At 71.1% G+C, this 19,824-nt stretch carries 15 protein-coding genes and 1 pseudogene; 10 read left to right on the top strand and 6 right to left on the bottom strand.

Going from position 1 to position 19,824, the window contains the following annotated elements; all coding sequences use genetic code 11:
* Positions 1-51: 51 nt before the first annotated feature.
* Entirely contained in the window at positions 52-216 is a 165-nt protein-coding gene (locus ACE7GA_RS08135; protein ID WP_376098181.1) for a hypothetical protein, read from the bottom strand.
* A 15-nt stretch (positions 217-231) separates the two neighbouring features.
* Positions 232-1,569, bottom strand: coding sequence for an isocitrate lyase (gene aceA / locus ACE7GA_RS08130; protein WP_376098178.1), 1,338 nt, complete (start codon positions 1,567-1,569; stop codon positions 232-234).
* A 137-nt stretch (positions 1,570-1,706) separates the two neighbouring features.
* On the opposite strand from aceA, the gene ACE7GA_RS08125 reads away from it, so the two are divergent.
* Positions 1,707-3,104, top strand: coding sequence for a short-chain fatty acyl-CoA regulator family protein (locus tag ACE7GA_RS08125; RefSeq protein ID WP_376098175.1), 1,398 nt, complete (start codon positions 1,707-1,709; stop codon positions 3,102-3,104).
* Between the two features lie 9 nt (positions 3,105-3,113).
* On the opposite strand, the gene ACE7GA_RS08120 is transcribed toward ACE7GA_RS08125, so the two are convergent.
* Positions 3,114-4,643: a winged helix-turn-helix domain-containing protein gene (locus tag ACE7GA_RS08120; RefSeq protein ID WP_376098172.1), complete on the bottom strand. Its 1,530-nt coding sequence runs from the start codon at positions 4,641-4,643 to the stop codon at positions 3,114-3,116.
* 67 nt (positions 4,644-4,710) lie between these two features.
* Here ACE7GA_RS08120 and ACE7GA_RS08115 point away from each other — a divergent pair, with 67 nt between their 5' ends.
* A complete protein-coding gene (locus ACE7GA_RS08115; protein ID WP_376098169.1) occupies positions 4,711-4,914 on the top strand; it encodes a hypothetical protein in 204 nt (67 codons plus the stop codon).
* Positions 4,915-5,064: 150 nt separating this feature from the next.
* On the opposite strand, the gene ACE7GA_RS08110 is transcribed toward ACE7GA_RS08115, so the two are convergent.
* The 3 genes and pseudogenes from ACE7GA_RS08110 to hrcA form a co-directional block, all read right to left on the bottom strand.
* Positions 5,065-5,331, bottom strand: coding sequence for a hypothetical protein (locus ACE7GA_RS08110; protein WP_376098166.1), 267 nt, complete (start codon positions 5,329-5,331; stop codon positions 5,065-5,067).
* A 13-nt stretch (positions 5,332-5,344) separates the two neighbouring features.
* Positions 5,345-6,301 carry a DNA/RNA non-specific endonuclease gene (locus ACE7GA_RS08105; RefSeq protein ID WP_376098163.1) on the bottom strand — a complete coding sequence of 319 codons (957 nt, stop codon included), beginning with the start codon at positions 6,299-6,301 and terminating at the stop codon, positions 5,345-5,347.
* Positions 6,298-7,397: pseudogene (gene hrcA, locus ACE7GA_RS08100) on the bottom strand (heat-inducible transcriptional repressor HrcA). Before hrcA ends, ACE7GA_RS08105 begins: the two are co-directional and overlap by 4 nt.
* 313 nt (positions 7,398-7,710) lie before the next feature.
* Between hrcA and rph the strand changes: the two are divergent.
* The 8 genes from rph to ACE7GA_RS08060 all read left to right on the top strand — a co-directional run bounded on the left by rph (position 7,711) and on the right by ACE7GA_RS08060 (position 19,817).
* Complete coding sequence (gene rph, locus ACE7GA_RS08095; protein WP_376098160.1) at positions 7,711-8,529, top strand: ribonuclease PH; 819 nt, start codon at positions 7,711-7,713, stop codon at positions 8,527-8,529.
* Positions 8,526-9,134, top strand: coding sequence for an RdgB/HAM1 family non-canonical purine NTP pyrophosphatase (gene rdgB / locus ACE7GA_RS08090; protein WP_376098157.1), 609 nt, complete (start codon positions 8,526-8,528; stop codon positions 9,132-9,134). The genes rph and rdgB overlap by 4 nt, the downstream gene beginning before the upstream one ends.
* A 117-nt stretch (positions 9,135-9,251) precedes the next feature.
* Complete coding sequence (locus ACE7GA_RS08085; protein ID WP_376098154.1) at positions 9,252-10,412, top strand: flagellar motor protein MotB; 1,161 nt, start codon at positions 9,252-9,254, stop codon at positions 10,410-10,412.
* Entirely contained in the window at positions 10,409-11,275 is an 867-nt protein-coding gene (motA, locus tag ACE7GA_RS08080) for a flagellar motor stator protein MotA (RefSeq protein WP_376098151.1), read from the top strand. Before ACE7GA_RS08085 ends, motA begins: the two co-directional genes overlap by 4 nt.
* 31 nt (positions 11,276-11,306) lie before the next feature.
* Positions 11,307-11,747 carry a PaaI family thioesterase gene (locus ACE7GA_RS08075; protein ID WP_376098148.1) on the top strand — a complete coding sequence of 147 codons (441 nt, stop codon included), beginning with the start codon at positions 11,307-11,309 and terminating at the stop codon, positions 11,745-11,747.
* A 75-nt stretch (positions 11,748-11,822) separates the two neighbouring features.
* Entirely contained in the window at positions 11,823-15,884 is a 4,062-nt protein-coding gene (locus ACE7GA_RS08070; protein WP_376098145.1) for an Eco57I restriction-modification methylase domain-containing protein, read from the top strand.
* Positions 15,885-16,200: 316 nt separating this feature from the next.
* Positions 16,201-19,218: a helicase-related protein gene (locus ACE7GA_RS08065; RefSeq protein WP_376098142.1), complete on the top strand. Its 3,018-nt coding sequence runs from the start codon at positions 16,201-16,203 to the stop codon at positions 19,216-19,218.
* Positions 19,219-19,265: 47 nt separating this feature from the next.
* Positions 19,266-19,817, top strand: coding sequence for a glutathione peroxidase (locus tag ACE7GA_RS08060; RefSeq protein ID WP_376098139.1), 552 nt, complete (start codon positions 19,266-19,268; stop codon positions 19,815-19,817).
* Positions 19,818-19,824: the final 7 nt, after the last annotated feature.

The raw sequence follows: 19,824 nt of genomic DNA, 5'->3' as shown, positions 1-19,824 counted from the left end.
GCCACCCCTCGCGGAGCGGCGCCGTCGCATGACGCAGCGGCGCAGGTTGCGTCAGGCGTTCTTCGCCCAGTCGTGGCCGTGGACGAGGCCGTCATCGTGCCCGGCTTCGTGCGGCACGTATGTCGTAGGCGTGCGGGACTTAGCCGCGAGATGCGGCGGCTCGCCCGACCAGTTGTGGTTGTGAACCAGGCCGTCGTCGTAGCTGTCGTGGTGCATGGCTGTCTCCTCTGATCAATCCGCGGCCGCGGGAAGCGGGGCGGGTTCGTCGCGCCCTTGGCGCGCAGGGGTGTCGTGGTCCTGGCGCGCGGGCTCATGGAACTGCGCGGCCTCGGTGGAATGCTTCATGGCTGTCGTGCTGGCCTTGCCGCCGGATGCGGCCGTCGCAACCGCGTCGAAGTAGGGCACGCCGACCTCGCGCTGGTGGCGGACGGCGGTGAAGCCTTCGGCCTCCGCCGCAAACTCGGCCTGCTGGAGCTCGGAATAGGCGCCCATCCCGCGCTCGGCGTAGCCGCGCGCTAGCTTGAACATGGACAGGTTCAGGCTGTGGAAGCCGGCAAGGGTGACGAACTGGAACTTGTAGCCCATCGCGCCGATCTCGCGCTGGAAGCGCGCGGCGGCCTCGACGCCCATCTTCCGCTGCCAGTTGAAGGAGGGCGAGCAGTTGTAGGCCAGCATCTTGCCCGGGAACTCGCGGTGGATCGCCTCCGCGAAGCGGCGCGCGTCGTCGAGGTCGGGGTCCGACGTCTCCCACCACAGAAGGTCCGCGTAGGGGGCGTAGGCCAGGGAACGCGCGATGGCGTAGTCCTTTCCGACGCCGGGCTTGATGCGGAAGAAGCCTTCCGACGTGCGATCATCGGAGATGAAGGGGCGGTCGCGCTCGTCCACGTCGGCGGTCAGGAGCTGCGCTGATTCGGCGTCGGTGCGGCAGAGCAGGACGGTGTCCACACCCTCCACGTCCGCTGCCAGCCGCGCAGCGTTCAGCGTACGGATGTGCTGCGAGATGGGGACGAGGACCTTGCCGCCGAGGTGGCCGCACTTCTTCTCGGAGGCCAATTGGTCCTCGAAGTGCACGCCGGCGGCGCCGGCCTCGATCATGGCGCGCATCAGTTCGTAGGCGTTGAGGGCGCCGCCGAAGCCGGCCTCGGCGTCCGCGACGATGGGCGCCATCCAGTAGGTGTCGTCGCCCCCGTTCTTCGTACCGTGGCCTTCGAGCGTCGCCATCTGGTCGCAGCGGCGCAGCGCATTATTGATGCGGCGGATAACGGTCGGGACGGAGTCTACCGGATACAGCGACTGGTCCGGGTACATCTGCGCCGCCGAGTTCGCGTCCGCTGCGACCTGCCAACCCGAAAGGTAGATCGCCTTCAGCCCCGCCTTGACCTGTTGCACCGCCTGCATGCCAGTCAGCGCGCCGAGGGTGTTTACGAAGGGCTCGTCGCGCAGGAGTTCGCGCAGCCGGCGCGCGCCCATCTCGGCGAGGGTGTGCTTGACCCGGAAGGACCCGGCGAGACGCTCGACCTCGGCCGGCGCGTAGTCCCGGCGGATGGTGTCGGTGGAATGGTCGGTCATACGATCCTCTGGTGGCCCCTCGGCTACCGTGAAAACTTGACACGCCAACGCCGGGGAACCAGGGGGTGTTACGAAAGGCAGAGTGCAAGGAGGTAGATCGCTTGACCCTCGCCGGCTCGGATTAGTAAACTTTGTAAATGTCGCGCCCCCAGATCGGCCGGACGATTCGCCGGCTCCGCGCCGAGCGGTCGCTCACCCAGCAGGCGTTGGCGGCTCGGCTCGGTATCTCCGCCTCCTACCTCAACCTGATCGAGCACGATCAGCGCACCGTCACCGCGAGCCTGCTGTTCAAGCTGACCGAGGCGCTGGGCGTGGAACTCGCCGCGCTCTCGGGCCAGGCAGAGCGGCAGTTGGAAACGACGCTGCGCGAGGTCGTCTCGGATCCCGCGCTGGCGCTGGAGGCGGTGCCGGAGGAGGAGCTGCGGGCCCTCGCCGGCACGGCGCCGAACGCGGCGCGCGCCGTGCTCGCGCTCTACCGCGCCTGGCGCGTGGCGCGGGAGGATGCGGCGGGAATCTCGCTTCCGTCCGGCCGCCGGGTCATCTTGCCGAACGACGAGGCGCGCGACTTCTTCCACGAGCGTGCGAACCACTTCCCCGCGCTTGAGGCCGTGGCGGAACGCATCGGCGCGGAGATCGGTACGCGTCCTTCCGAGATGAACCATGCGGTCGCCGAACGCCTGCGTGGCCGCCACGGCGTGCAGGTCACGGTGGGACCGCTGCCTGGGGCCATGCGACGCTACGATCCGGAGGCGCGAAGGCTGTCCCTTGCGGAAGCCCTGCCGCGCGAGAGTCGCGGCTTCCAGATGGCCTTCCAGTTGATGCTGCTGGAGGCGCGGGAGGCGGTGGATGCACTCCTTTCCCCCGCGCCGTCCACGCCGGATGCGGCGGCGCTGATACGCGTCGGGCTCCTGAACTACGCCGCCGCGGCGCTGCTCATGCCCTATGCGCCGTTCATGCACGCTGCGTCGGAACTGCGTCACGACGTGGACCTGCTGGCCGCGCGGTTCGGCGTGTCCTTCGAACAGGCCTGCCAGCGGCTGACGACGCTGCAGCGCGACGGGGCGCGGGGCGTGCCGTTCTTCTTCCTGTCGGTGGATCCGGCGGGAAACATCGGCAAGCGCTTCTCCGCGACGTCCTTCCCCTTCGCGCGGTTTGGCGGGTCTTGCCCGCGCTGGGTGGTGCACACCGCCTTCCAGACGCCGGGTGCGCTGCGGGTGGAGGTGGCGGAACTGCCGGACGGCGCCGCCTTCCTCTGCTTCGCGCGCACCGTCACCGACCCCGCGCTGCGCTGGGGCGAACCGCGGCCGACCCACGTCATCGCGATGGGCTGCGACGTCGGCCGCGCCGCGGACGTGGTCTATGCCGACGGGCTTGACCTGAACGCGGCCCGCGTCGGCATCGGCCTGTCCTGCCGCCTCTGCGACCGCGCGGATTGCCGCAGCCGCGCCTTCCCGCCCCTGGAACACCGCCTGGTCGTGAACCCGGAGGAGACGGGGGTCACGCCCTACCGTTTCGAGCGCGCCGGGCGCGGCTGAACCGGCGTGTCAGCCGACGCGCGGGTGACCTGCCGCCCGGAACGCCGCCTCGAACCGCGCGGCGTCCCCGGGCCGCCGGAAGTACCACTGGCCCGTGAAGTTGCGCGGGACCCAGCCGGGGTAGAGCCGCTCCACCTCGCGCAGCGCGGTGCGCGCCTCCTCCAGCCTTCCGGTTTCGGCACAGGCGACGACGAGGGAGTGGAAGCAGGGCGCGTAGTCCGGCAGCCGCGCGGCGCACCAGCGCAACTCGTCCAGCGCTTCCTCGGGCCGGCCGGCGAGGACGAGGGTGCGACCGAGCACGGCGCGAAGCGAGGCGGGGCGAAGGGGTTCCAGGGCCAGCGCCTGTTGCAGGGCCTCCGCCGCCTCCTCCGCGAAGCCGGCCTGGGCCAGCACCTCCGCGCAGGTCGCGCGGGTCGCAGAGTACGCGGGCCGTCCCGTCTGCGGGGCGGCGCGCGCCGTCTGCACCGCCTCCTCCCACCTCCCGTTGATCGCGAGGGTGAAGGCGAGCCGCGCGAGGCAGAGCGGTGAATCCGGCTCCAGCTGCGCGCCGCGCCGCGCGTAGCGGAGCGACAAGTCCCGCGCCGCATCGCCGGACGGGTCGCCCCAGCCGTAGAGCGCGCCGCGGGCGACCGTGTAGGCCTGCCACGCATAGGCCAGTGCGTAGTCGGGGTCGCGCTCGATCGCCGCGTCGAACATCCCGCGCGCGGCGATCGTGTCGGCTTCCGTTCCGCGCCCGTGCAGTTCCTTGCCGAGCCAGGTCAGCTCCCGCGCCGTGCGTTCCGCGTGCGGCTTGAGGGTGGCGCGGCGGAAGCATTCCAGGTCCACCTGCCGGTAGATCCGGATGACGAGGGATTGCAGCACGTCCGGCGGCAGTTCCGGCCCGGCCGCTTTCGGGTGTCGCAGCCGCTCCGCCCAGAAGGCGGTGCCGTCGGCGGCGTCCAGCCGCGCGGTGACCTGCCAGTCCGTCCCGGCGTCCCGTACTTCGCCCTGCAACTGCAGCCCGACGGCCTGCCCGGCGGGGGACGGGACGACTCGCAGGTCCTCGAAGCGGCTGAAGGCCGCGATGAGGTCCGAGGTCAGCGCCTCGGCGAACACCGAAGCGGCGGGCGATGCGTCCGGGCGTTGGAAGGGGCGGACGATCAGGCTGTCGCGACGGAGGGCGGCGGGGCTCGGGACGGCGGCCGCTGGCGTTGCGGCGGCCTCGGGCTCCGGCCCCTCGCGCCGCACTTCCGCGGCCAGCACGTAGCCACGCCGGGGCAACGTGCGCAGCACGTGCTCCGCCCGGTCGCCGAGCGCCCGGCGCAGATCGCTGACGCATTGCGTCAGGCTGTCGTCGGAGACGATCACGTCGGGCCAAAGCGCGTCGAGAAGGTCGGCCCGCCGCAGCAGCCGCCCCGGCTGCTCGACCAGGTGGCGCAGCAGCGCAAAGGCCTTGGGGCGCAGGACGAGGTCCTCCTCGCCGCGCCGCAGCGTCCCGCGCGCGGGGTCGAGGCGGAAGGCGTCGAAGCGGTAGGCCACCGCCGGCTCGGCCCTATCCATCCCTCTCCTTTCCACTGCCGTCGCGGCAGCGCGCCGAACGAGTTCCGAACGATCTCCGAACGATACCGTGCCACGGCGTTCGGTGGATTTCAGCGGGGGATTCAGGATTTCGGGCGGCTGCCCCGCCTATTCCGCCGCCACCGCGCCGGGCGGATGCGCCGCCCGCAGAACGAGAGGGAAGCAGGGCATGTTCGTCGTCCTCGGGATCGTCGGCTTCGTCGCCATCCTCGTCAGCCCGATGCTGTTCCGACCGGACCGGGTGCGCGACTGACGGCGGGCTGCTTCGGGCCTGAGCCGATCTCGTTGGTGTGGTGCGGGTGACTCCGGGAGGGCAGGGCCCCCCTTGCGCCTCCAGCGCAACACCAACGAGATCGGCTCAGGCCCGGAGCAGCCCGGGGTGCCAGCGCCCGCCCTCCTGGCGTCAGGCGAAGGGATTCCGGATCCGCTCCGGCCTCGCGACCTCGACCTGCTCCGGCAGATCTTCCGCCTCCAGGACCCCGACCACCGCGTCCAGGATCGCCCGGAGATGCCGCGCCCGCGCGAGCCCCGCCTGGTCGCGCGTCAGGTCGAGCGACCCGTGGAGCGACACCCGGTCCAGTCGGTTCTCGACATTCAGGCCCCCGACGGAGAAAGCGGTTGCCTCGTCCGCGAAGGGCCGAAGCGGCGCGTCGTCCGACTTGCGTGTCATGGCCGCACCTTCCTCATCGGCGCCCGAAGATGCGTCGGACCGCCGCGACGAGCACGACCGCGACCACGCCCGCGGCAACCAGCGTCGTCACCCCGAAGCCCGCGACCTGCGGCCCCCTCGCCGGCTGGGCGGGGGTGGGCGCCGGGGCGGCTGCGACCGCGCCTTCCTCCGAGCAGAGGCCGTGGCGCGGCGGGGCGCGTGGGTCGGGAAGGTTCAGGGCCCGCGCCTCGAGCGCGGCGGGGAGGCCTGGGAAGGCGTCGAGTCCCGCGAGGTCGCGCAGTTCCGCCGGGGACACCTCCCGCCAATCCGCCCCGGGCCGGTTGGCTGTGACGTAGGCCGCGGAGCCGCGGCCCGGAACATACACTGCCTTGAACAGGGAGGTCGGGACGAGGACGCGGCCGCCGATGCGGTCGATGCTGTCCCCGGCGAAGATCGGGCCGGTGACGACGTAGGCCTCGCCCTCCTTCTCGACGAGGTGGCGCACGGCGGTCTCGATCCTCTCCCACAGGCAGCGGTTCGAGGCGGGGTGCTGCGGGACCATGTTCGCGAGCGAGAAACTCTCGGACATGGCGGTCGGCGTGGGCATGTCGCCGGAGGGTGCCATGTGCCCGCGGTCGTAGCCGGAGCGCGCGTAGTCCGAGAGGTCGGCGCGTTCGTCCTGCGGCAGCCGCGATTCCTCGTGGAACGAGCCTTCGCGGCGCATGTCGCGGGCCGCGGCAAGGCGCGCGCGGGTGAGGTGTTCCGCGGCGGCCAGGGGCGTGCGCGAAACGCCGCTGTGCAGGATGGCGAAGCCTTCGAAGCAGAGTTCCCGCACCTCGCGCCCGAGGGCGGGGCGGGTGATGTCCGGGGCGGTGCCGTTCGCGAAGTGGCCAGGGCAGGCGGTGCGGGCCGCGGCGGGCGCGGCGAGTGCAAAAAGGACGGCGAGGGCGATGCCAGGTACGGCCGCGAGACCGGCCGCCCGGGCCTTCACCCCAGCATCCGCCCGATCACCTGGGCCGTGTAGTCCACCACGGGGATGACGCGGCCGTAGTTGATGCGAGTCGGGCCGATGACGCCGATGGCGCCGACGATACGCTCCCGCCCGTCGCGGAAGGGGGCGACGACCATGGAAAGGCCGGAGGTGTCGAAGACCCCGTTCTCCGCGCCGATGAAGATCTGCACGCCCTGGCCGCGCTGCGCCAGTTCCAGAAGCCGCAGCATCGTCTCCTGCGTCTCCAACTGGTCGAACAGCGCCTGGATCTGCAAGACGCGCTGCGCCTCGTCCAGGTTCTGGAGGAGGCGGGACTGGCCGCGGAGGATGAGGGAGCCGCCGCCCCCGCCGGACCAGGTGGCGAGGCCGGCCTCCACGATCTCCTGCGTCAGGGCGTCGAGGGTGGTGCGGTTGGCGGCGATCTCCTCGGCGACGTTGCTGCGCGTCTCCTCCAGCGTGCGGCCGGCGAGGCGGGCGTTGAGGTAGTTCCCGGCTTGGGTGAGCGCGCCGGCGGGGAGGCCGGGGGGACCTGGATGACGCGGTTCTCGACCTGGCCGCGCTCCCCGACCAGGACGACGAGGGCGCGTCCCGGGCCGAGGGGGACGAACTCGATGTGGCGGACCGCGCTGTCGGCGGAGGGCGCGACGACGAGGCCCGCGGCGCCGGCGAGGCCGGAGAGCATCTGCGACGCCTCGGCCAGCGTGTCCTGGAGGGAACGGCCGGAGGCGGCGCATCGGGCGGAAATCGCCTCGCGCTCCTCTTCCGTCAGGTCGCCGAATTCCAGCAGGCCGTCCACGAAAAGGCGCAGGCCGCGGTCGGTCGGCAGGCGCCCGGCGGAGGTATGCGGGGCGAAGAGCAGGCCGGCCTCCTCCAGGTCCTGCATCGCGTTGCGGATGGTGGCGGGCGAGAGGGCCTGGGGCAGGCGGCGGGACAGCGTGCGCGAGCCGACGGGCTCGCCCGTCTCGACGTAGAGTTCCACCACCTGCCGCAGGATGGCGGCGGCGCGGTTGTTCAGGCCCGCCGGCATGGGGGCCGGGGTGCTGGCGGGCGTGGCGATGCTGTCGCGGATGCTGCGCGGCTTGGGCTGTGGGCCCATGGCGCGATGAACCCCCTGTTTTTCCTTGGGGAAAAGGTAGGGACCGGGTTGAGGGGCGTCAACGCGGGCGGGACCGGGCCCCGGAGGCCGCCACAATTCGACACGGGCGGGACATACCACCGTCTCATCCCCGCGGTCCCATGCGGGCGTCGAGGGCCGGAGGGCGGTGTGGTGCGGCGGATCGCGGCGGTGCGGGGCGTACCAGAGAGGGGGCCTGGGCCCTCGCCCTGCCGTCCTGGCTGGTGGCGGTGCCGTTGACAGGGGGCGGCACGGGCGTGTTCCTCCCGCCCCTTCCCGAAGAGACCCCCTCCGCATGTCCTCCCCTGCCTGGAAGCGGCCTTCCGGCCGCACCGCCGACGCCCTCCGCACCCTGAAGCTGGAGCCGGGCTTCGCCCGTCATGCGGAGGGGTCCTGCCTCGTCCGCATGGGGGTAACGGAGGTGCTCTGCACCGCGAGCGTGGAGGGGAAGGTGCCGCCCTTCCTGCGCGGCAAGGGGCAGGGTTGGGTCACCGCGGAATACGGCATGCTGCCACGCGCCACCCATACGCGCGGGGACCGCGAGGCGGCGCGCGGCAAGCAGTCGGGACGCACGCAGGAGATCCAGCGGCTGATCGGGCGGTCCCTGCGGGCGGTCGTGGACCTGAAGGCGATGGGGGAGATGACGGTGACCCTCGATTGCGACGTGCTGACGGCGGATGGGGGGACGCGCTGCGCCTCGATCACCGGGGCCTGGGTGGCGCTGGCTCTGGCCTTCCGGCACCTGCGGGCGAACAACGTCCTGGCGCGGGACCCGCTGCGCGACCAGGTCGCGGCCGTGTCCTGCGGGATCTACGAGGCCGTGCCGGTCCTGGACCTGGACTACGCCGAAGACAGCGCGGCACATACGGACGGCAACTTCGTGCTGACCGGGTCGGGCGGGATCGTGGAGGTGCAGGCGACGGCGGAGGGGGCGCCGTTCTCGGATGCCGAACTGACCTCGCTGCTGGCGCTGGCGCGGAAGGGGACGGCGGAGATCTTTGCCCGTCAGCGGGAGGCGCTGGGGCCAGAACCGGCGATGACCGGCGCGTCCGGTGGGCAGACCGCGATGGCGGCGGCGCTGGCGGCCGCGGCGGCGAAGGCCGGGAAGGCGTGACGCCGCGTCGGCTGGTCGAGCGCCGGATCGTCCTGGCCACCCACAACAAGGGGAAGGCGCGGGAGAACGCGGCGCTGCTGGCGACACGCGGGGTCGACGTGGTGACCGCTGGAGAACTGGGCCTACCGGAGCCCGCGGAGACGGAGACAACCTTCATCGGCAACGCGACCATCAAGGCGCTGGCCGCGGCGCGGGCGGCGGGGCAGGTCGCGATGGCCGATGACAGCGGGTTCTCCGTCCGCGCGCTGGACGGGGCGCCGGGCGTCTATACGGCGGACTGGGCGCAGCAGCCGGACGGGTCGCGCGACTACGCGCAGGCCATGGCCAAGGTGGAGCGGCTGGCGCGGCACGACCGCGACCGTGCGGCATGGTTTTCCTGCGCGCTGGTGCTGGCCTGGCCGGACGGGCACGTGGAGGGCTTCCTGGGCGAGGCGCACGGCACCTGGGTCTGGCCGCCGCGGGGCGACCGGGGTTTTGGTTATGACCCGATGTTCGTGCCCGCCGGGGGAACGCAGACCTTCGGGGAGATGGAGCCCGCGGCGAAGCACGCGATCAGCCACCGCGCGGCCGCCTTCGCGAAACTGGCATCCGCCTGCCTGGACTGACACGCGAATCCTGTTCGCGGCGTCCCGGATATCCCGCGTCGTCAGGCGCTCACCGCCGTGCCCGGGCCATGAAGCGCGGCGAACAAACACGGGCCGGGATAACCTCCGCTTAAGGGAATGGGAGTCACAACGGCGGCCGGGCAGAAGGCCGGGATCGTGGCGAAGGGCAAGGGCGGGAAGGCCGGTGGTGGCACGACCATCGTCCTGAAGCGGATCGAGGAAGCGGGGCACGGGCACCACGGCGGCGCCTGGAAGGTGGCCTACGCCGACTTCGTGACGGCGATGATGGCTTTCTTCCTGCTCATGTGGCTGTTGAACGCGACGACGGAGGAGCAGCGCCGGGGCCTCGCCGACTTCTTCAACCCGACGAACGTCATGGCGCGGTCCCAGAGCGGGTCGGGGCAGCCCTTCGGCGGGCAGACGCCGAACGAGACGGTGGGGATGGCGTCCTCGACCGGCACGCCGCGGGTCGAGACGGGACCGCGGCCGCAGGTGATGGACATCGAGGAGGACGAGACGGAGACGCCGGCCCAGCCGCTCCCGCGTCGGGACGCGCCGCCCGGCCCAGACGACGAGGCGACGCCGGCACGCGTGCCCTCCGCGGCGCGGACGGGGCCGGGGCGGGATGCGCGCGGCGGGGATGCGGCGCAGGCCGGCGCGGGGCGGAGCGAGGCGGAGGCGGCCGACATCGCCCGCGCCTCCGACGCCGCGCTGCGGGCGGAGGTGGAGCGGCGGGAGCGCGAGACGCTGGAGCGTCTGGCGGATCAGGTGCGCGCGGCGGTGCGGGACGACCCGGGCCTCGCCGACCTCGCACGGCAGATGCAGGTGGAGGTCACGCCGGACGGGCTGCGCATCCAGATCCTGGACGCGGAGCGGCAGCCGATGTTCGCGCTGGGCGGGGCGGCGCCGGAGCCGCGCGCGCGAGCATTGCTGGCGCGCGTCGGCGGGGTGATCAACCGCGTGCCGAACGGCGTTGCGATCACCGGGCACACCGATGCCACGCCGTTCCGGACGGGCGACCGGACGAACTGGGACCTTTCGGCCGACCGGGCCAACGCGACGCGGCGGCTGCTGCTGGAAGGCGGGGTTGCGGAATCGCGCATCCGCGGCGTTTCTGGCATGGCGGCGAGGGAGCCGTTGATGCCGGAGGATCCGACCAACGCCGCGAACCGGCGCGTCTCCATCCTGCTGCTGCGGGAGCATCATGGTGGCGCGCCCGGAGGCGCGCCAGGCGCGGACAGGCTCGCGCCGGGCGCGGACAGGCTCGCGCCGCGATGACGACGATCGGCGGCTTCGTCTTCCTGCTCGTCACCGTCTTCGGCGGCTACACCATCGCAGGCGGCAAGTTCGGGATCATCCTGCATTCGCTTCCCTACGAAGCGATGATGATCGGGGGCGCCGCGATCGGCGCCTTCGTCATGTCGAACTCGATGCACGACGTGAAGCACACGCTCGCGGGCTTCGGGAAGATCCTGAAGGGCGCGCGATTCCACAAGGGCGACTACGTGGACATGCTCTCGCTCCTCTACTTCTTCGTGCGGCTGGTGCAGACCAAGGGTGCGATGGCGCTGGAGCCGCATATCGAGAAGCCGGAAGACAGCCCGGCCTTCGCGAAGTTCCCGAAGATCAAGGAGGACCATCACGCCGTCTCGATGATCTGCGACTACCTCCGCATGGTCGGCATGAACGCCGACGACCCGCACCAGATCGAAGACGTGATGGCGCGGGAGCTGAAGAAGCTGAAGGAGGAGGAGATGCACCCCTCCCACGCGATGCAGAACATCGCGGACGCGCTGCCGGCGCTGGGGATCGTCGCGGCGGTGCTCGGCGTCATCAAGACGATGGCGGCGATCGACCAGCCGCCAACGGTGCTCGGCGGGATGATCGGCGGCGCGCTGGTCGGGACCTTCCTCGGCGTCTTGCTGGCCTACGGGCTGATGGGGCCGATGGCCACGCGGCTGAAGGGCGTGGTGGAGGAGGAGGCGAAGTACTACGAGGTGATCCGCGCCGTGCTGGTCGCGCACCTGCACGGGAATGCTCCGCAGGTGTCCGTGGAAACGGGGCGGAAGGTCGCGCCCTCCCCCTGCATGCCGAGCTTCCAGGAGTTGGAGTCGGCATTGCAGGAGTTGCAGATCGCTTGACGGCAGGGTCCGCGGCGGGCACCGGGCGCGCATGCTCGATCCCGCGCCGCCCGCCCCGTTCCATGACCTGCTCGGGCTGGAACTGATCGAATGGCGTGACGGCTTCGCGCGCGTGGCCTGTGAGGCGGGGCCGCGGCACATGAACCGCTCGGGGATCGTACATGGCGGGGTGTACCTGGCGCTGATCGATCAGTCGGCGGCCTATGCGGGGCTGTATTGCACGGTGCCGGGCAACGTGCGTCGCGCGGTGACGGTGGACCTGGACTGCCGGTTCGCGGGGCAGGCCGGCGAGGGGCGGATCGTGGCGGAGGGGCGCGTCGTCTCCTCCGGGCGCAACATCTTCTTCGCGCGGACGGAGGTCTTCTCGTCGGACGGCCGGCTGCTCGCCTTCGGGGCGTCCACCCACCGTTACCGGCGGGGGAGCCATCTGCCGGAGGGCGTTCCGGTGGACGCGCCGGTCGAGAAGGACTGACGCCGCGTTGACGGTCGTTTCACCTCGCTCCTAGCTTCCCGGCAGCGGGGGAGTGCGCGTATGCCGGGCGAGGTGATGGACGAGGCGCAGGACTTCCTGCCCGAACACGACCTGCGCCCCGATCGCAGCACCGCCCTGCCCCCGGGACTGCAGTCCCGCGGCTACCTGCTGGGGCAGGGCAACATCCCGCTGGAAGTGCTGGTGCTGGAGGCGGCGCCGAGCAGGACGGCGCTGCGCGAAGCCTGGCGGGCCCGGAACGGCGGGCGAGCGGCGCCGCTGCTGGTGGTCGCGCTGAACGGGCATGACGCGACGCTGTGCGGCTATGCCGCGGAGGCGCTGGGCATCTACCCGATGGGCCGGGCGCAGGCGGAGCGCGTCTGCGCCCGCGCGCTGGAGGAGCCGGACCGCAACGCCGCCCTCCGCTACCTGGCCGACGCGCTGCCTGCGTCCCGCACCGACACCGATCTGCCGGGCTTCCGGAACGAAGGGCTGCTAACCGACCACGTCCTGCGCCACCACGCGGCCGGCGCCGGGACGGAGATCGAGGCGGCGCGACGGCAAGGCGAGGCAGCGGCGGGTGCCAAGGACGGCGAATTGCTGCGGCGCCTGGGCTTCAAGGCGGAGAAGCTGACCTCAACCACCTCGGTCCTCCTGGCGGGGGAGCAGCGGCGGGCCGTCGCGGTGCTGCTGCAACGGAACGAGGTGGAGGAAGCGGCCTCGGACCGCTTCGGCGGGTGGTCGCCGATCATGTCGGCGCTGGATACGGCGGACAAGCAGGGCCTGCCCTGGGTCGTGATGGTCCAGGGCGATCGCGTGCGGCTGTACCCGCGGGAACTCGGCGTCGGCGTCGGGCGGCGGGGGCGCACCGACACCTGGGTGGAAGTGCGGACGGACCTGATCCGCCAGGACCAGGCGGCCCTGCTGGCGCTGGTCTTCTCGGCGGAGGCGTTGCGGGAGAACGGGTCGCTCGAACGCCTGCTGGCGGAGAGCAAGCGCTTCGCTGCGGCGCTGGCGGACAAGCTGCGGGAGCGGATCTACGACGAGGTGGTGCCGCGCCTCGCGACTGCCCTCTTCGCGGCGCGGGGCGTGCGGCAGCCCACCCCCGACGACCTGCGCCTGACCTACGCGATGGCGCTGACGACGCTGTTCCGCCTGCTCTTCGTCGCCTATGCGGAGGATCGGGACTTCCTCCCCCGCACGAACGAGGGCTACCGCCGCTTCGCGCTGAAGACCCTGGCGGCCGAGCTGCATGAGAACCCGCCCGGGCCAGCGACAGGAACCCAGCGCTGGGACGACGTCCGGCAGTTGTTCGACGGCGTGCGGGACGGGCGGCCGGACTGGGGCCTGCCGGCCTATGGCGGGGCGCTGTTCTCCGACGATTCGGGGGTGTCCCGCGCCGGGGCGGAACTGGCGCGGACCACGCTGGCCAACGCGGCCTTCGAGCCGGTGCTGCGCGCCCTGCTGCTGAACGATCCCCGCGACTTCGCGGTGCATGGCGGGCCGGTGGATTTCCGGTCCCTCCGCGTGCGGGAGTTCGGGACGATCTACGAGGGGCTGCTGGAATCCGAACTCGCGATCGCCGAGGCGGACCTGGCGATCCGGCGGCAGGGCGGGGAGGAGGTCTATGCGCCGGCACGGGCCGGGGAGCCCGTGGCGGTGAAGGAGGGGCAGGCCTACCTGCACAACCGGTCCGGCGCGCGGAAGTCCTCTGGCAGCTACTACACGCCGGGCTTCGCGGTGGACCACCTGCTGGATTCCGCGCTGGCGCCGGCGCTGGAGGCGCATCGTGCCCGCGTGCTGGCGGAGCCTGACGACATCGAGGCATCCCGCGCCTTCTTCGATTTCCGCGTGGCGGATATCGCGATGGGGAGCGGCCACTTCCTGGTCGCGGCGATGGACCGGGTGGAGCAGGCGCTATCGTCCCTGCTGGTGGCGCGGCCCCTGAATGGGGTCAAGGCGGAGCTGGCGACCCTGCGGGAGGCCGCGTTCCGCGCCCTGCGCAATGGGCGGGAGGCCGAGCCCGGCGCGCCGGAGCCCGTAACGCTGTCGGACCAGCAATTGCTCCGGCGCCTCGTTGCGATGCGCTGCATCTACGGCGTGGACCTGAACCCGCTGGCGGTGGACCTCGCGCGGCTGTCGCTATGGATCCACGGCTTCGTGCCGGGGCTGCCGCTGGCGATGCTGGAGGCGCGGCTGCGGCACGGGAACGCGCTGGTGGGGGTCGCGACGGTGCGGCAGGTGGAGGAGCGGTTCCGGGAAGCGGGAACGCTGCTATTCCCGGTGGACGCGCAATCGCTGCTGGGCGACGCGATGGAGCACCTGGCGCGCCGCGCGCGGCTGGCGGACACGACGCCGGCGGACGTGGCGAAGGCGCGCGACGCGATGGCGGCGGCCGAGGTCGCGCTGGGGCCGACGAAGGCGCTGTTCGACATCATGGTCGCGGAGCGCGTGGCGCCGCGGGAGATCGCCTTCCAGTTCGAGACCTGGGACCAGGAGAGGCCGCGCATCCAGAGGCACCCGGCGTTGCGCAAGGCGCGGGAGGTGCTGGCGGGGCTGGACGTGCTGCACTTTCCCGTGGCGTTCCCGGAGGTGTTCACGGGGACGAACCCGGGTTTCGACGTGATCCTGGGGAACCCGCCTTGGGAGAAGCCCATGGTGGAGGTTCACGAGTTCTGGGCCCGACATTTTCCCGGACTGCGCGGCTTGAACACTGCAGAGCGAGAGTTGCGCCTCGCGCATCTTCGACGCGATCGGCCGGATCTTGCTGCCGAGTTGCTGGCGGAACGAGCGGAAGCCGAACGTGAGCGGACCGTCCTGACGTGCGGGTTCTTTCCTGGAATGGGACGAGGCCACGCCGATCTCTACAAAGCCTTTGCGTGGCGCTTCTGGCAACTGGCTGCTGAGCGAGGTGGTCGATTTGGCGTCGTACTGCCGAGAGCCGCGCTCACCACGCCAGGGCTTGAGGATTGGCGCCGCGATCTTTTTCGCGAAAGTTCGTCTGTCGAGGCGACCACCCTGGTTAATCGGAGCGGATGGGTTTTTGGCCAGGTTCACCACCAGTTCACTATCGCGCTCCTCAGTGTATGCCGGCCTGGATCTCGGATATCCGGCGTCGTGTTGCGTGGCCCTTATGCCGCCCGTCGTGAGTTGGAGGCTGGCATCACGCGGCAGCCGCAACAGGTAGAACCCGCGGCGGTGTTGGAATGGACTACCCTGGCTACCCTGCCGCTCCTGCCGAGTGAGCAGAGTCTCCCGGTCTTCACGACGATGCGTCGAGCACCGCGTCTGGCCGAGGTACCTACCGGCGGATGGCGCGCCCGTGCAGAGCAAGAACTGAACGCCACTTCGGACCGCGGCCTCATGACACTTGAGTACGATCGTCATGTTTGGCCTGTTATGAAAGGCGAGAGCTTTGACGTCTGGGAGAACGATCGCGGTTCCAAAACTTACTTTGCATGGGCCATTCCTGAGGAGGTTCGGGCCCACTTGATATCCAAGCGGCTCCGGAGTGCACGCCGCAGCAGCGAATCGACATATGCGGCCCTTCCCGCCGAATGGCTCCGCGACGAAAAGACGCTCGGTTGCAATAGACCGCGAATCGCATTTCGTGACGTAACGCGTGCGACCGATAGTCGCACGGTCCGCGCAGCACTTCTGCCGCCCCGGGTCTTCGTCAATCACACCGCTCCTCATCTGATCTGGGCGGGTGGTGACGAGATGGATCAGGCGTTTCTGTTGGGCATGCTCTGTTCGGTCCCGCTCGATTGGTACGCTCGGCGCTTTGTGGAACTCCACCTGACCTTCGGCATTCTCTACGATCTACCTGTTCCCCGCCCCGACCGCGCCAACCCTCACTGGCGCCGTGCCGTCACCCTCGCCGGCCGGCTCGCCGCCTCCGACGACCGCTTCGCCGACTGGGCCGCCGCCGTCGGCGTCGCGCATGGCCCACTCGACACTACGGAGAAGCAGCGGCACATCGAGGAACTCGATGCCGTCGTCGCCCGCCTCTACGGCCTCACCCCGCCGCAACTGACGCACATCTTCGACACGTTCCACGAATGGACGCGGGAGGAGCAGCAGCGCGACTGGAACGCCCGCCGTGACCGCACCGTCGCGATGCTGGAACGCCTGCCGTGAACGATGGCCCCGAACCGCATCGCGCCGGCGCGCCGTCCTTCATCACGAACCAGGACGGCAACACCCTCCTCGCCGCGTTTGGGCGTGCCATCCCCGATCCGTCCGGCGCGTCCGGCTTCGCCGAGAGCACGCCCGCCCTGGCCGAGGTCGCGCTCGTCACGGCCTTCCTGACGCTGCAAGGCTTCGGCGCGGTATCGCGGCAGTTGGACCGGGCCGAGAAGGTCCGGCTCCTCCTCGGTGCCGAGCCGTTCCCCGAAGCCGTCCGCGCCGTACGCCGTCCCGGCGACCCGCCCCCGCACGGTTCGAGAGGCGTGAGGTGGCCGAGGCCATCCGCACGCTGGAAGGTGGCCTGCGGCGGGAACGCGACCGCACGCCGTTTTCCGCAGCCTCCCGCCAGGCGCGGCGCGACATGGCGCGGATGCTTCGCTCGGGAAAGCTGGAGACGCGGCTGTACCAGAAGGCCTTCCTGCACGCGAAGGCGACGCTGCTGGACGGGTTCCAGCCCGCACTCATCGCCGGATCCTCCAACCTCACCCGCGCGGGGCTGGAGAGGAACCGGGAACTCAACCTCGGCCTCCAGGACCCTGGTGTCTTCGCACAGGCCCGCGCCTGGTACGACGCGCTGTGGGAGGACGCCGTCCCCTACGACTTGGCCGCGCTGTTCGAGGAAGGGGAGGCCGAATACCCCCCGCACCTCATCTTCCTGCGGATGCTCTGGCAGCTCTACGGCGCCGAATTGGATCAGGAGAGGCAGGAGGTCGGTGACATCCCGCTGACGGCCTTCCAGAAGCACGGCGTGCACCGCGCGCAGACCATCCTGCGGCAGTATGGCGGCGTCATCGTCGCGGATGAGGTCGGGCTGGGAAAGACCTTCATCGCCGGGGAGATCCTCAACGCCTGCGCGCGGAACCGGCAGCGCGCGCTGCTCGTCTGCCCCGCCGCTCTGCGCGACACGACCTGGAAACGCTTCCTGCACGAGTACGGCACCAGCCGCTTCATCGAATGCGTGTCCTTCGACGAATTGTCGCGCGACCGCCAGTTCCACGATCCGCGCCGCCCGCTCGCAACGCAAGCGGTCCTGGGCGAACCGATCGAGGATTACGCGCTGGTCGTGGTGGATGAGGCGCACAACTACCGCAATCCCGGCGCGCCCTACCGCGCCGAGGTTCTGACAAGGCTGCTGGCCGGGCCGCGGAAGGACGTGGTGCTGCTGACGGCGACGCCGGTGAACAACTCGCTGTGGGACCTGTACCACCTCGTGCACTTCTTCCTGAAGCAGCACGGCGCTCTGGCGCCGCTGGGCATCGTGGACTTCCACGAACGCTTCAAGGACGCGGCGCGGCAGGATCCCTACGACCTCTCGCCCGACTTCCTCTACCCGGTCATCGATGCCGTCACGGTCAAGCGCACCCGCGCCTTCGTGCGGAAGCACTATTCCAACGAGGAGATCGTGATCGGCGGCGTGAAGCGCCCGATCCAGTTCCCGAAGGCCGTGCCGATCAGCGTCCGCTACGACCTGGACCGCGCGGCGCCCGGCCTGTTCGACGCCGTGGCCGATGCGCTGGACCCCGAACACGGGCGGCACGTCCTGTCCTTCGCCCGCTACACGCCCGACGCCTACCTGCTGGACGCGACGGAGGAGGAGCGGGAGGCCGCCGGCGCTGCTTCCGGCCTTCTGCGGTCGGGGCTGCTCAAGCGCTTCGAGTCCTCGGCGCACGCGTTCCGGCTGTCGCTGGACCGGATGGTCGGGGAACACGACGCCTTCCTGGACGCGCTGGCGAAAGGCAAGGTCGTGACCTCCGCCTTCCTGCGAGAACTCTCGGGTGACGAGGACGCCTTCGACGACCTGCTGGAATCCGGTGACCTCGCCGACGCCGCGGATTACGACGCGCGCGCGCTGCGGGACGCGGTGGAGCGGGACCGGGCGATCCTCGCCGGTCTCGCCGGCCGCGTCGGCGCGCTGCGGGACCGGGACGATCCGAAGCTGCGGGAGGTCGTGAATGAATTGAAGACGATCGTCGCGGAAGCCCGCGGCGACGCGGCGACGGACGAGGATGAGCGGCGCAACCGGAAGGTCCTGGTCTTCTCATATTTCGCGGACACGGTGGACTGGCTGCGGGGCGCCCTGCGGACGGAGGTCGGGCGGGACAAGGCCCTGTCCGCCTATGCCGGCCGCATCGCTGCCGTCGCGGGCGGCGGGCTGGACGACGAGGTGAGCCGCAACGTCGCGGTCTGGGGCTTCGCGCCGGAAACTTCCGACCCGCCGACGCCGCATGAGGACCTGTTCGATATCCTCGTCACGACCGACGTGCTGGCGGAGGGCATGAACCTCCAGCAATGCCGCCACATCATCAACTACGACCTGCCCTGGAACCCGATGCGGCTGGTGCAGCGGCACGGGCGCATCGACCGCATCGGGTCGCGGCATCCCCGCGTGTTCCTCCGCACCGTCTTTCCGTCGCGTCGGCTGGATGACCTGCTGGCGCTGGAGAAGCGGGTCATGGCGAAGCTGACCAGCGCGATCCGCACGATCGGGCAGGCGACGCCGCCGCTGGACGGCGCGACGGCCGGCGAACAGGTCTTCGCCGAGATCCGCCGGCTGGAGGCCGAGGATGGGACGCTGTTCGATCGCGGGGGGACCGAGGCGGCGGCGCAGACCGGCGAGGAATACCGGCAGCGCCTCCGCACCGCCCTGCTGTCGGATCGGGATGCGATCACCAGCCTTCCCGGGCAGGTCGGCAGTGGCTTCCGTCGGGGCACGCGCCGCGGCGTGGTCGTCTGCGCGGAGGTCGAGACGGTGGATTCCCGACGATCCTTCCTGCGCTTCGTGCCGGCGGATGCGGCCTGGTATCCCGAGACCCGGGTGGTGCGGGAGGTCGGGACCTGCCTTCGCCTCGCGGATTGCGAGGAGGGCACGCCGCGCCACCTGCCCGCGGGCCTCACGGACGGCATCTTCGCCTTCTGGGCCGCGGCGCAGGCCGACATCGTGACGGAGTGGGACGCGCTGACTGACCCGGCCAACCTGCAGCCGGCGGTGCGGCCGCTGAACCGTCAGGTCGCTGCCTTCCTCCGCGCCCATCCGGTGCCGGGGATGGAGACGGGCATGCTGACACGGGCGCTCGACATCCTGGAATCCCCCTGGCCGCGGCGGGAGGAGATGCTGCTCCGTGAGCGCTTTCGGGACCGCGACCGTCCGAACGAGGTCCGGGCCCGGAGCCTGATCGACTGGATCATCGGCACGGGGCTCGAGGCCTCGGTGCCCCCGGCACCGTTGCCGCCCATTACGACGGAGCACGTGCGGCTGGTCTGCTGGATGGGCCTGGACGTGGCGTGAGGCGTCCATACCTGCATCCCGACCGTATGGCTTCCGGAGGTGCCCCGATGCTCGACCGCCGTGCCCTGCTTGCCCTGCCGCTGATGGCGCCCGCCCTGGCGCGGGCCGCCGATCCCAACCTGGCCGACTTCACCCTGACACGGCTGGAGGGCGGGGAGATGCGCCTGGCCGAGTTCCGCGGGCGCGTGCTGCTCATCGTCAACACCGCGTCCTTCTGCGGCTTCACGCCGCAATACGCGGGGCTGCAGCGCCTGCAGGACCGCTTCGCGTCGCGCGGCTTCGCGGTGATCGGCGTCCCTTCCAACGACTTCAACCAGGAAAGTGACGACGAGCGGAGGATCAAGGAGTTCTGCGAGGGAATCTACAGCGTGGAGTTTCCGCTGGCGGGCCTGACCCATGTGCGCGGGCGCGCGGCGCATCCGGTCTTCCGCTGGCTCGCTTCGGCGGGCGGCGGGGCGCCGGGGTGGAACTTCCACAAGTACCTCGTCGCCCGCGACGGTCGCCGCGTGACGGGCTTCCCGACGAGCGTGGAGCCCGACGCGCCGGCGCTGATCCGGGGGATCGAGCGGGCGCTGGCCGAAGCCGCGCCGGCCGCCTGAACCCGCG

Source organism: Roseomonas sp. CCTCC AB2023176, assembly GCF_042259275.1.
GTDB lineage: Bacteria > Pseudomonadota > Alphaproteobacteria > Acetobacterales > Acetobacteraceae > Roseomonas.
This window is presented reverse-complemented; position numbering and strand designations above follow the sequence as displayed.